Origin of the sequence: Herpetosiphon geysericola (assembly GCF_001306135.1) — a bacterium.
In the GTDB taxonomy this organism is placed as follows: domain Bacteria; phylum Chloroflexota; class Chloroflexia; order Chloroflexales; family Herpetosiphonaceae; genus Herpetosiphon; species Herpetosiphon geysericola.
Genome location: NZ_LGKP01000003.1, coordinates 106,297 through 119,651, shown reverse-complemented (window position 1 = coordinate 119,651; position 13,355 = coordinate 106,297). Strand labels below are relative to the sequence as shown.

7 protein-coding genes are annotated in these 13,355 nt (G+C 49.0%); 4 read left to right on the top strand and 3 right to left on the bottom strand.

Features of this window, described 5'->3' with window-relative positions:
* Positions 1 to 73: 73 nt before the first annotated feature.
* A complete protein-coding gene (locus tag SE18_RS00910; RefSeq protein ID WP_054532533.1) occupies positions 74 to 1,867 on the bottom strand; it encodes a CSLREA domain-containing protein in 1,794 nt (597 codons plus the stop codon).
* A gap of 278 nt (positions 1,868 to 2,145) precedes the next feature.
* A complete protein-coding gene (locus SE18_RS00905) occupies positions 2,146 to 3,927 on the bottom strand; it encodes a choice-of-anchor Q domain-containing protein (RefSeq protein WP_054532532.1) in 1,782 nt (593 codons plus the stop codon).
* 318 nt (positions 3,928 to 4,245) lie between these two features.
* Between SE18_RS00905 and SE18_RS00900 the strand changes: the two genes are divergently transcribed.
* Together SE18_RS00900 and SE18_RS00895 are read left to right on the top strand one after the other, a co-directional pair.
* Positions 4,246 to 7,320 carry a type ISP restriction/modification enzyme gene (locus SE18_RS00900; RefSeq protein WP_054532531.1) on the top strand — a complete coding sequence of 1,025 codons (3,075 nt, stop codon included), beginning with the start codon at positions 4,246 to 4,248 and terminating at the stop codon, positions 7,318 to 7,320.
* A 145-nt stretch (positions 7,321 to 7,465) separates the two neighbouring features.
* On the top strand, positions 7,466 to 8,041 hold the full coding sequence (locus tag SE18_RS00895) for an HD domain-containing protein (RefSeq protein WP_054532530.1): 576 nt from the start codon (positions 7,466 to 7,468) through the stop codon (positions 8,039 to 8,041).
* Between the two features lie 109 nt (positions 8,042 to 8,150).
* Here the strand turns inward: SE18_RS00895 and hisD are convergent, their stop codons facing one another.
* Positions 8,151 to 9,485, bottom strand: a complete 1,335-nt coding sequence (gene hisD, locus SE18_RS00890; RefSeq protein ID WP_054532529.1) for a histidinol dehydrogenase — start codon at positions 9,483 to 9,485, stop codon at positions 8,151 to 8,153.
* Positions 9,486 to 9,547: 62 nt separating this feature from the next.
* Here hisD and SE18_RS00885 point away from each other — a divergent pair, with 62 nt between their 5' ends.
* Together SE18_RS00885 and SE18_RS00880 are read left to right on the top strand one after the other, a co-directional pair.
* A complete protein-coding gene (locus SE18_RS00885) occupies positions 9,548 to 12,208 on the top strand; it encodes a LuxR C-terminal-related transcriptional regulator (protein ID WP_083469638.1) in 2,661 nt (886 codons plus the stop codon).
* Positions 12,209 to 12,335: 127 nt separating this feature from the next.
* Positions 12,336 to 13,301 carry a DUF4386 domain-containing protein gene (locus SE18_RS00880; protein WP_201783457.1) on the top strand — a complete coding sequence of 322 codons (966 nt, stop codon included), beginning with the start codon at positions 12,336 to 12,338 and terminating at the stop codon, positions 13,299 to 13,301.
* Positions 13,302 to 13,355: the final 54 nt, after the last annotated feature.

Below are 13,355 nucleotides of genomic sequence, written 5' to 3'. Positions count from 1 at the left end.
TGAGCATGCACGCAACAAAAAATGCCAGCTGGATGCAGCATCCAACTGGCACGTTTGCAGAGCACGAGTTTTTTTATTTCATTGTCATGGGAAGATAGACGCTATCCTGCATTGCAGCTGCAGCAAATTCGAAGGACCCAATATCACATAATGCTTGATCGTCGTTATCACCATCAACAGGCCGTGGAACATAGCGTTGATCGGTTGGGCCACAATCGCTGGAGCCTGCATCAATTGCAGGGCTAGCGGCGCTCAGGCTAAAGCTGCGAGTCGCACCACCATGGAAAGCAAAGCTCTCCAGCTTGGGCTGCACGCCAAGCAAATCGCCTGTGGCTTGGGTCAGATCACAGACTGCATCTGCATGTTCAATCAAGACATAGCCGTGACTTAAGAACAGGCCCGAACAATCGCGGGCCACATTGCTGGCCTCGTTGCGGTTGCCCGCCAAAATGGTGTTGCTCAGTTGCACGCTTGAGCTGTTAAGCGCCGCAATGCCCGGTCCATCATCCTCGACAATTTCTTGGGTGTAAGGGTGCAATAAGGAGTTCGTATTCGAAACAATCGTCGAATTGTGAATGATCAAGGGATTTGGGTTGTAGGAGTGATAGATTGCGGCTGCATAGCCATCGGCGCGGTTATAGGCCAGTGTACTCGAATCAATGCTAACTTTGCCATTATTGCCTGTTTGAATGACCCCGCCATTGCCGCGACATTCATCGCGTCCGGTTGAAGTTATTTGGGCGTAATTCGCACTAAATTCGCTATGATCGATCGTTGTTGTCCCAGTCACAACCCCAATTGCCCCAGCTTCATTCGCCCAATTGCCAACAAAGCGTGAGTTGCTTATCGCCAATTGACCATAGCTTGCAATCGCGCCGCCATATGAGCAATAGAACGAGCCTCCGCCACCATTGCCAATAAAACTACTATTGCGAATCGTCGCTGAGCCGCCACCAAGAACGAGTGCTTTTGGGGTATTGTTGTTTAAGTTGGTATCACTCAGCGTCAGCTCTCCACGCACGTTGGCGATAGCAGCTGAACCGTCGAATGTGCCAACATGGCCCGCAATTGTGGAATTGCTGATGTTTAAGCGTCCACGACTATTATAAATAGCCGAACCAGCAGCACCTTGCGATTCGCGCAACGTCGAGTTGCTCATATTCACGCTGGTTGCATCAATATACAGCCCACCGCCCGAGCCAATGCCACCCATATAAACATGACGCACCCGATTGCGCTCAATTAGGCTATTGGTGATCGTTAAATAGCCACTCAGCGAGGCAATGCCACCACCATAATTATTGTAACCAAAGGTAGCCGGGCTGGTAATAATCCCATTAGTCGTAATTAAACTACTATCAATCGTCAATGAACCTGCATGATGCAAAATGCCATGCCCATAAACTGTTGATTGTTCGGGAATGCCATCAAGGAAACCTTCACGCACTTGCAGATTGCTTAAACGTACATTGCCGCCAGTAATTTCCATAGCCCGATCAATCCGATTGGCATCGATAATACTGGTGGCTGAGGTCACGCCAGTAATTTGAATTGAGCCATTCAGATCAAGATCGCCAGTCTGCGGGCCATCACTACCAATCAGGCTTAATTGATAGCTACCTGCGGCCAGTTGAATCGTATCGCTGGCCGAACCAGCAGGACATGCATCAACTGCCAAATCAGTATTGGCAGCCTGAATTGCCTCGCGCAACGAACATGTGCCATTATTGGGCGTAAAATCGTCAACAACAGTATTGACGGTAATTGTGGTGTGCAACACTTGCGGTTGATTGCTATTCGCCGCCGCTGCTTGCCAACTGAGTGCCAATCCCAAACTCCCAAGCCCAATCCAATGCAGAAATCGCATATCCCTACCTCACTACAACAAAATACACTAGCAAAGAACGAGATCATGAAGTGTTAAGGTTGCTCTGATTAACCAGATCCAGCAAACCTAAACTATGCATTCACTCAATCAACGGGTATCCTAGCATCGCCGATTGTACTTGTGCGCACTATATATCTGTCTATGGAGTTGGTGTGCAAATACTGGCTCCTAGTTATCAGGCATTATCCGTAGGCACGCAACAAAAAATGCCAGCTGGATGCAACATCCAACTGGCACGTTTGCAGAGCACGAGTTTTTTATTTGATTGTCATGGGAAGATAAATGCTATGCTGCATTGCAGCCGCACCAAATTCAAAAGCCCCAATATCACACAATGCTTGATCGTCGTTATCACCATCGACAGGCCGTGGGAAATAGCGTTGATCGGTTGCGCCACAATCGCTGGAGCCTGCATCAATTGCAGGACTGGCTGGATCTAGGCTAAAGCTGCGGGTGAAGCCACCATGAAAATCAAAACTGTCCAACTGCGGCTGCACGCCAAGCAAATCGCCTGTGGCTTGGGTCAGATCACAGACTGCATCTGCATGTTCAATCAAGACATGGCCGTGACTGAAGAACAGGCCCGAACAATCGCGGGCCACATTGCTGGCCTCGTTACGGTTGCCCGCCAAAATGGTGTTGCTCAGTTGCACGGTCGCATTGCGTAGTGCTGCAATCCCCGGCCCATCGTTTACTACAATCGACTGATCTTCGGGGTTGAGCAAACTATTGGTATTCGACACAATCGTTGAGTTGGTGATAATCAATGGGCTGGAATTATTATTGTGATAGATTGCGGCGGCAAAACCATCGGCGCGATTATAGGCCAGCGTGCTGGAATCAAGCCGCACTTGGCCGCCATAGCCCGTGCTGATTGCCCCACCATCGCCAATACACATGTCGCGGCCAGCCATGAATTCACGCGCATCATTGCCGCTAAATTCACTATGGTCAATGTTTAGGGTTCCGGTCAAAATGCCAATTGCCCCAGCTGTATTCGCCCAATTATTGATAAAGCGCGAATTGCTGACAGTTAAATTCCCTTTAAAGATACCAATCGCTCCACCATTCGAGCAATAGAATGTGCCATTGCCGCCGTTACCAGCAAATGTGCTGCCTACGACGCTCGCCGAGCCGCGATGCAGCCACAGCGCACTAGGGGCGTTATTGCTAAACAAACTATTGCTGATCTGCATCTGGCCCAAGTCGGTGACGATTGCTGCTGAATAACTACCATCGTTAATATGGTGGTCGATGCGCGAATTGCTGACGGTCAAATGACCTTCGCTGTTATAGATGGCAGCGCCAGTTCCCGCACGCGATTGACTAAATTGGGAATTATTGATGGTTACCGTACTTGCATCGATGTACAGCCCTGCTCCAGCACCACTCGTCTCCAGATAGACATAGGGAAGGTGGTTATTTGCAATTAAACTATTGGTAATTGTCAAATAGCCAGTCAGCGAGGCAATGCCACCACCATACATATCGCCACTAGCACTCCGGCCATTGGTCGTGATTATGCTATTGTCGATCGTCAATGAGCCTGCATGCTGCAAAATGCCTTGGCCATAGACGGTGAACTCTTCAGTGGTTCCTGGGCGAAACCCTTCGCGCACTTGCAGATTGCGCAAGCTCACGTTGCCACCAGTAATTTCCAAGGCCCGATCAATGCCATTCGCATCGATAATGCTGGTTGCTGAGGTCACGCCAGTAATCTGAATTGTGCCATTCAGATCAAGATCGCCAGTCTGCGGGCTTTCCGCACCAGTCAGGCTTAATTGATAGCTACCTGCGGCCAATTGAATCGTATCGCTGGCCGAACCAGCAGGACACGCATCGAACGGAAGGTCGCTAGAGGCCGCGTAAATCGCCTCGCGCAACGAACATGTGCCATTATTGGGCGTAAAATCGTCAACAACAGTATTAACCGTAATTGTCGTGTGCACAGCGTGCAGCTGATTGATGGTCGCCGCCGCCGCTTGCCAACTGAGTGCCAACCCCAAACTTGCAATCCCTACCCAGCGAAAAAATCGCATACCACTACCTCACTACATCGAAATATTCGCGAATTTGCTATCCGTTGGAAACCAACGGATAGCAAATAATTGTTCACGCCATAATTTCACGCTTCGAGTTACATCAAACTGTTTGTAGCGCCATGAGCTAAATGGTTATTCCTCCTCTCATTCAATTGCTTCAACTCGTTCATCTATACTAATACGCATTACGATTGAAACACATACTACATTTAGGCTATTTTGCGTGAATTTCAACAGATTCTCAAGCAAAAACTAGCCCACTTTTCCCGCTATGCTATAATCGGCACGAATTTGAGCACTGCATAAGGAGTTGGTATGCCGACGATTGCCCCCAAAGTGTTAAACGCTTATCGATCGGAATTAGCGCGGGTGCTAAAGGCAGGTGGAGTCAATGAGGGAGCGATTCGCATTGCCTTTCAAAATTTGTTGGGCGATGCAGGCCGTGCTTGGGGCATGACTGTGGTTGCCGAACAAACGCTCTTAGTCGGTTCGCGCAAATCATTGCGCTTCGATGGCGAGTTACGCGATAGCTTAAATTTGCGCCGTGGCATCTGGGAAGCAAAAGATCCCGCCGATGATTTGGAACGAGAAATTACCAGCAAGATCCAAGCGGGCTATCCCACCAAAAACACCTTGTTTGAAAATAGTCGCCATGCAGTGTTATACCAAAATAATCAGCGCGCATTAAGCATCGATATGCACGATGACCGTCAATTGCTGCGTTTGCTTGAGACGTTTTTTAGCTATAGCGAGCCACAAGTTGATGATTTTCACCAGGCAGTTGCCCGTTTTCGGCGGGAAATTCCCGATTTGGCCGCTAGTGTTGCTGAAATTATTGCCAATGAATTAAAGCATAGCCGTGATTTTAAGCTAGCGTTTGCAAGTTTTGTGGCGCTTTGCCGCAGTTCGCTCAATCCGCAAACAACCGAGCAGCAAGTCGAAGAGATGTTAATTCAGCATTTGCTGACTGAACGCATTTTCCGCTCGGTGTTTGATAACCCCGATTTTGTGCGCCGCAATGCGATTGCCGCCGAATTGGAAAAAGTTATTACGGTGTTGACCAAACGGGCATTTAGCCGCGATAAGTTTTTGGCAAGTCTCGATTATTTTTATAAAGCGATCGAAAATTCGGCGCGTACCATCAGCGATTATAGCGAAAAATCAACCTTTTTGAATACAGTCTATGAGCAGTTTTTTCAGGGTTATTCAACCAATATTGCCGATACGCATGGAATTGTCTATACGCCTGCGCCCATTGTGCGTTGGATGGTCGCATCAGTCGAGCAATTATTGCGCGATCAGTTTGATTCAAGTTTGAGCGATAAAGGCGTGCACGTGCTCGATCCATGTGTCGGTACTGGTACGTTTATGCTCGAAATTCTGAATCAGTTGCAAAATAGTACGCTTGAGCATAAATATCGCCATGAATTACATTGTAATGAGATTTTGCTGCTGCCCTATTATATTGCAGCCCAAAATATCGAACACGAATTTTATGATCGTATGCAGAATTATGTAGCATTTGATGGAATTTGTTTTGCCGACACCTTAGAAATGGAAGCTAATAAGCCGCAAACGTCGATGTTTGTAGCAGAAAATTCGCAACGGGTGCAACAACAGCAAGATGCACCGATTTTTGTGATTATTGGCAATCCACCCTATAACGTCGGCCAGCAAAACGAAAATGATAATAATAAAAATCGCAAATATCCACATGTCGATACGCGGATTCGTCAAACCTATGCAAAATCGTCAAAAGCTTCGTTGCAAACCAAGCTCTACGATATGTATTCGCGCTTTTTTCGCTGGGCCACCGACCGCCTTGGCGACAACGATGGCGTGATTGCCTATGTCAGCAATGGCTCGTTTGTTGAGCAAATTGCCTTCGATGGGATGCGCAAAGAGTTGCTCAAAGATTTTACCAGCATTTATGTGTTGGATCTGGGCGGCAATGTGCGCAAAAATCCGAAACTTTCGGGCACAACTCACAATGTGTTTGGCATTCAGGTCAGTGTTGCCATTACCTTGTTGATTCGCAATCGCGCCAAATATCCCGAACGCCAGCAAGCAGAGTTGCTGTATGCTCGGTTGGATGAATGGTGGCGGCGCGGCGAGAAATATAGCTATCTCAACCAACACACCGATTACCGCAGCATTGCTTGGCAACAGTTGCAGCCCACCAGCAATGGCACCTGGATTACCGAAGGCATGAGCGACGATTTTGCCGCATTTATTCCGATCGGCAGCAAAGAAGCACGCTCCGGCAGCGTCGGTGCTGAGCCAACAATTTTCAAAGATTATTCTGTAGGGGTTCTTACTAGTCGTGATTCTTGGGTTTATAACTTCAATAGTCAAGCACTAGAAATAAATATAAGGAATTTATTAATATTTTATGAATATGAGAAGATTCGTTGGAAAAAAAGTGATAAAATCGATATTGATAGATTTGTAAATAATGATGAAACAAAAATAAAATGGAGTGATCTACTAAAAAATGCACTAATAAAAGATATTGATATTAATTTTGCTAATACAAAAGTTCGTAAATCATTATATCGACCATTCACAAAAAAATTGATTTATTTTGATTCGATTTTAAATCAACGTAGATATAGCCAACATAAAATTTACCCTAATTCAGATGCTGAAAATGAAAATATTAGCATTTGTGTTGCGAGTATTGGAGCAGATCATTGGACGATATTTGTATCAAATATTATTCCAGATGCAAAATGTGGAATTACTGGCAATTCTATTAATCAATGCTTTCCATTCTACATTTACGATGAAGATGGCAGCAATCGGCGGGAGAACATTAGCGATTGGGCCTTGCAGCGATTTCAAGCCCACACAGGCAACAGCAAGCTCGATAAATGGGATATTTTCTACTACGTGTATGGCTTGTTGCACGTCCCGAGCTATCGCGAGCGCTACGCCGCCAACCTCAAACTAGAACTACCGCGCATCCCATTACTTGCGCCAGCGCAGTTCGCGCAACTGAGTGCAGCAGGCAGGCAATTGGCCGAACTGCATCTGAATTACGAGCAACAGGCCGAGTATAAGCTGAAGCATGTGGAAAATCGCGCCGTGCCATGGACGTGGCGAGTTGAGAAAATGCGGCTCAGTCGCGACAAAAGCGCGATTATCTACAACCAAGCCTTAACCCTTGAAGGAATTCCGCCAGAAGTTTACGAATATCGTTTGGGCAACCGCTCGGCGCTTGAATGGGTGCTTGATCAATACCAAGTGAGCAGCGATAAGCGCAGCGGTATTCTGAGCGATCCCAACAACCTTGATGATCCGGAGGCGATTGTGCGCTTGATCAAACAGGTGATCAACGTCAGCCTCAAAACAGTCGCGATTATCAAACAATTACCAGTTTTAGCCTGAGTGAGCAAAAGGAGTTGGTTTCATGAACATACGTCGCAGTTTTGTAGTGGGTTCGTTATTATTAGGATTAATCGGCTGTGGCAGTCAAGCAGTCAGCACAGCCACGCCGCAGCCAAGAGACTGATTAATTAGATCAATGAGCAACATGAATCCAGATGCCTATCGTGCGCAACTAAAATTGCATAGCTTACCAAATCAAGCAAGCTTGCTGCTTGATCAATTACAGGCATCGCCACGCTTAATTGCCCATGCAATTGTAGTTCACGATGTAGCCCAACAATTGGTTAGTGCGTTGAGGGAGAAGTGGCAAAAGGTAGCAATTGATCGTGATCAGGTGGCATTTGGGGCTGCGCTGCATGATATTGGCAAAATTCATTATCCTGAAGAACTCAGTAGCCCGGGCCACTTGCACGAAGCAGCAGGCCAAGCCATGTTGATTGCAGCGGGGATTGATGCTCAGCTCGCCCGTTTTTGCCTTACCCATGCAGCATGGCGCACCCAAAGCCTTGCACTAGAAGATTTGCTAGTGGCGCTTGCCGACACATGTTGGAAAGGCAAGCGCCAGCAAGCACTTGAGGAGCAGCTGATTACCCACATTCAAGTGCACTACCCCGAGCAAGCGTGGGAAATACTGCTTTTCGTCGATGAGTTAATCGAGGCTTTGGCAGCACAATCTGATCAGCGCCTCGCATGGCAAGCGCAGTTTCCAACCAGCAACTAAGAGTTGACGATTTCCTCAGCCCCTTGCCCACGTCCAGTTGGTGCGCGGGCTGAGGAAATCTAAACAATTGTATGTTCTATGCTCTATGTTCTATGTTCTCTGCCCTAGGTTATTGCACCAAACGGCGACGCACCGCAGCGGCGTGGGCGGTTAAGCCCTCGGCCTCGGCCAAACGCTGGGCAATTGGGCCAAGGCGTTGTAAGGCTTTTTCGTTTAAGCCCACCAGCGAAATCACCTTGCGAAAGTGATCAACATTGACTGGCGAGGCGTAGCGCGCAGTTCCACCAGTCGGCATAATGTGCGATGGCCCAGCCACATAATCGCCCAAAACTTCAAATGAACGTTCGCCAATGAAAATGCCACCAGCGTTGCGCACCTTGCCAACATATTGCCAAGGATCGTTTAGCAATAAGCAGAGGTGTTCGGGGCCATAGGCATTGCTAATTTCAAAGGCAGCATCCAAGCCTGGCACAAGCACAATCCCTGAACGATTGGCCAAAGCTTGGGCGGTGATCTCTGCTCGGTCTAGCTCCTCTAGTTGGCGCCCGACCGCAGCCTGCACTTTTTCGGCCAAGTCCAACGAGGGCGTAAGCAAAATCGCCGAGGCCAACAGATCATGCTCCGCTTGAGCCAACAAATCGGCGGCCACTAACTCAGGGTTAGCGTCAGCATCGGCAATAACCATAGTTTCGGTTGGGCCAGGCAAGGCTTCAATATCAACCGTGCCATAGACCGCTTTTTTGGCCAGCACCACAAATAAATTGCCAGGCCCAATGATTTTATCAACATGCGGCACGCTGTTGGTGCCATAGGCCATCGCCGCAATCGCCTGCGCCCCGCCCAAGCGAAAAATCCGATCGACCCCAGCAATATCGGCAGCAACTAGCACCAGCGGCGAAATCTCGCCAGTAGCCCGTTGTGGCGGCGAACAAACAATAATCTCGCGCACCCCAGCAACCTTGGCAGGAATCACGCCCATCAACAGCGATGAAGGCAACGGCGCAGTGCCACCAGGCGCATAGGCTCCAATCCGATCCAGTGGCAACACAATTTGGCCCAGCGCACCTTCATCGCTCCAATCGACCCAACTTTGGCGGGTTTGCTTGCGGTGAAAGCGCTCAATTTCGGCGGCAGAAACCCGCAAGGCCTCAATCAATAATGGATCAACCAAGGCATAAGCAGCTTCGATTGCCAAGCGATCAACCTCAAACTCGTTGATGGCAACACCTTCGATGGTTCTGCTCCAGTGCTGCAAGGCTGCATCGCCATCGCGGCGCACACTGGCCAAAATCTGGTCAACCGCAGCGGTTGGGGTTGTGCCAGCACCAAACATTGTATCGAGGCTGTGTTGCAAACGCTCAGGAATTTCGACCGTATCGAAGGCAACTCGCGCAAGTGGCCCTTGTTTGGCCAACGCAAGATCGGTATAAAGCTTAATCGGCATAATGGCTCCATCTATCCAAGGTCAAGGCCCTAGCATGCTACCAAATTCAGGCTTGAGCGCAAATGCCCAATTCGAATCGTGCCTTGCAGCTCGTAGGTTTGGGCTATAATGCCAACATGGCAATTGCAATTTTAGCAACCAAACTGATGATTCCAAGCCCGCGAACGAGCGTCGTTAACCGCAGCCAGCTATTGGCGCTGCTTCAGCGCGGCCTTGATCGGCGGATAACCCTCGTTGCAGCACCAGCAGGCTTTGGCAAAACAACCTTGCTAAGCACATGGCTGCACCAAACCAGCCATGCCAAAGCGTGGCTAACCCTCGATCAGCGCGATAATGATCCCTTGCGCTGGCTAAGTTATTTGGTGGCAGCGTTGCAAACCATCGAGCCAACCCTTGGCCAAAGTGTGCAGCAAGCATTGCAAGCGGCTCAGCCAGCCCCAAGCGAGCAACTGCTGGTTAGCTTAATCAATGAGATTCATCGAATCAAGCAACCAATGCTGCTGGTGCTCGATGATTATCATGTAATCGAAAACCAAGCAGTTGATGATATGCTCAATTTTTTGCTGGAGCATATGCCCAACTCGATGCACCTTGTGTTGGCAACCCGCGAAGATCCCCAAATACCCTTGGCTCGGTTACGCGCTCGCGGCCAACTCAACGAATTGAGGGTTGCCGATTTACGCTTCAATTTGGCTGAAAGCAGCGAATTTCTGAATACAGTCATGGGCTTGCACTTGCCAGATCAGGCGATTGCCAAGCTCGAAACCCGTACCGAAGGCTGGGTTGCTGGGCTACAACTCGCGGCGCTCTCACTGCAAGGCCAGCACGATCCAAATAGCTTTATCGAAACATTTAGTGGCCAGCATCAATTTATTTTAGATTATTTGCTCAGCGAAGTGCTGCACCAGCAAACGCCTGCAATTCAAGCATTTTTGCTGCAAACTTCGATTCTTGAGCGCATGACTGGGCCGTTGTGCGATGCAGTTTTGAACCAAACCAACAGCCAATCCATACTCGCCCAAATCGATCAGGCTCATTTATTTATTGTGGCGCTCGATCAGCAACGCGCTTGGTATCGCTATCATCAGTTATTTAGCGATTTACTGCGTCAGCGGTTGGCCCAACAGCTCACCCAGCAAGAGCTTGTGGCCCTGCATCAACGGGCCAGCCACTGGTATCAACAACACGATTTAGTGCTCGAAGCCTTTCAACATGCCACGCTTGCCCACGATTACCAGCGCGCCGAAGAATTGATGATCCAAATGCCGCTGCATGCCAATGGCTTTGTCTCGGCAATGCTGAATTGGCTGGCGAGTTTACCCAATACAGTGCTTGATCAGCAGCCTTCGTTGTGGGTGCGCTATGCAGCAATTTTGCTGGTGATGGGCCAAACCAGCGGCGTTGAAGCAAAATTGCAAGCAGCAGAACGGGGCCTTGAGCAGCAGCCAAATAATGAATACACTCGCGATTTAAGCGGCCAAATTGCCGCCGCGCGGACAACCATCGCCTTAACCCAATATCAAATTGAGACGATTATTGGCCAAGCTCAACGCGCGTTTGCCTATTTGCATCCCCACAATTTGCCCTTTCGGGCGACGGCTAATTGGGCTTTGGCCTATGCCTATCAAGTACGCGGCGAACGCCACAATACCAAGCTTGCCCTAAGCCAAGCAATCGAATTGAGCCAACAAGCCAATGATACCTTTACGCTGATTTTGGCCTCAATCGGCATGGGCCAATTGCAAGAAAGCAACCTAGAGCTGTATCGGGCCGCCGCAACCTATCGTCATGTGCTGCAATTGGCGGGCGAGCAGCCACAGCAAATCATCTACGAAGCCCAACTTGGCTTAGCACGAATCTCCTATCAATGGAATGATTTGGCCGCCGCCGAGCAGCATGCCCAGCAAAGCCTGCAACTTGCACTGCAATACGAGCAAGGCATCGATCGTTTTATATTATGCGAATTGATGTTGGCCCAGATTAAGCTAGCCCACAACGATCTCGCAGGAGCCAAACGGCTGCTTGATCAAACTGAACAATTAGCGCGCCAGCACAATTTTAATCAACGCTTTGCTGAAATTGCCCATCTGCGAATTCAATTGCTGTTGCGCGAAACCAAATTGAGCAACGCCAAGCAACTTGCCACCAGCCATCAACTTGCATTCTGCCAAGCCCAGAGTGCGTTGGCTCAAGCCCAGCCAGCAGCGGCAATTGCCATCCTAACCCCGCTTCAGCAGCAAGCCCAAGCCAACAATTGGCCCGACCAGTTGGTACAAGCCTGCTGCTTGTTGGCGCTGGCCTATGTAGCCCAAGGCCAAAACGCACAGGCAATCGAATGGCTCAAACAGGCATTACCACTGGCTGAGGCCAATCAATTAATTCGCACCCTGCTTGATTATGGCCCTGCAATGCAACAGCTTTTGCAACTGGCCCAAACCCATAGTCTGCACTCATCGTTAATCGATCAGGCGCTTCCGCTATTTAACCATAGTTCCTCAATAAAACCCCAAGCCAAACAGGTTGAGCGCCTGAGCGAGCGCGAAATTGAGGTGCTACAACAGATTGCCGCTGGCTACACCGACCGCGAAATTGGCGAACGGCTGTATTTATCGATCTACACGGTCAAAGTGCATGCCCGTAATATTTATGCCAAACTTGAAGTCACGAATCGCACCCAAGCAGTTGCCCGTGCTCGCAGCCTCGGCATCCTGCCCCAAACCTAAAACCTAGAACCAACAATAAATATGCAGCCTACCTCGTCGAATAACTCATTTGAGGTATGACAGGCCGCGACCAGAATTGTATCCTGCTCGCAGATCGCACACGACGCATAGTTCAAAGCAGGAAGGTATGGCAAATTCATCGCTGCGCTATCAGATTCAGATCAAAGGCCAGCTTGACCCAAGTTGGGCTGAATGGTTCGATGATTTAGCCATCAGCCATACGCCGCAAGGCGATACGCTGCTCACTGGCTCAATCGTTGATCAGGCAGCGCTCTATCGGGTTTTGCGCAAAATTCGCGATTCAGGCTTGAGCTTGATTGCAGTCGTGCCACTTGAGCAACCAATCAACATTTCACAAGGAGCAAGCACCATGGCCAACCAACGCCGCCACGCCATTCTCATTGGAATCTTTTTTATCTTAGCAGCAGTCAGCTCGATTCTTGGCCTACTGTGGTATGCACCATTGCTAACCGAAAGCGACTATTTGCGCGCAGGCGCAGCCAATGCCAACCAAATTGTTGTTGCAGCGCTCATGGAACTGGTTCTCGTCACCACCGCCGTTGGCACAGCCGTCACCATGTTTCCAATCTTACGTCAATATAGCGAACGGATTGCCTTGGCGCACCTATGTTTCCGCTTTCTCGAAGCAGTGGTGATTACAATCGGGATCGTGGGCATGTTAGCTTTGCTTAGCATCAGCCGTGAATTTAGCAGCACAACTGCCGCCGATGAGCAAAGCTACCGCGTGGTTGGCAGCGCATTAATTGCCATCCACGATTGGACATTTATGCTTGGGCCAAATTTCATGCTTGGCCTCAACACAATTATGTATAGTTACATTTTCTTTCAAACCCGCCAAATTCCCCGGCCAATCGCCACGCTGGGCTTGGTTGGCTCAAGCCTCATTTTTCTTGCATCGCTGTTGGAAATGTTTGGAATTATCGAGCAACTTTCGACTTGGGGCGCACTCTTGGCGATTCCAGTGGCGCTTACCGAAATGAGTTTGGCAATTTGGTTGATCGCCAAGGGCTTCAAAACCAGTTCACATACAGCAAAGACCAGTTCAAGCCAACAATTGGTCAATAGTATCTAAAAGTATCGGCTAAGTATAATCACACCTCTAGCCCAACACAAAATAAAACCCCAC

Coding starts and splice junctions, on each gene's coding strand:
- SE18_RS00910 (WP_054532533.1), bottom strand. CDS start 1,867: ATGCGATTTCTGCATTGGATTGGGCTTGGGAGTTTGGGATTGGCACTC.
- SE18_RS00905 (WP_054532532.1), bottom strand. CDS start 3,927: ATGCGATTTTTTCGCTGGGTAGGGATTGCAAGTTTGGGGTTGGCACTC.
- SE18_RS00900 (WP_054532531.1), top strand. CDS start 4,246: ATGCCGACGATTGCCCCCAAAGTGTTAAACGCTTATCGATCGGAATTA.
- SE18_RS00895 (WP_054532530.1), top strand. CDS start 7,466: ATGAATCCAGATGCCTATCGTGCGCAACTAAAATTGCATAGCTTACCA.
- hisD (WP_054532529.1), bottom strand. CDS start 9,485: ATGCCGATTAAGCTTTATACCGATCTTGCGTTGGCCAAACAAGGGCCA.
- SE18_RS00885 (WP_083469638.1), top strand. CDS start 9,548: ATGCCCAATTCGAATCGTGCCTTGCAGCTCGTAGGTTTGGGCTATAAT.
- SE18_RS00880 (WP_201783457.1), top strand. CDS start 12,336: ATGGCAAATTCATCGCTGCGCTATCAGATTCAGATCAAAGGCCAGCTT.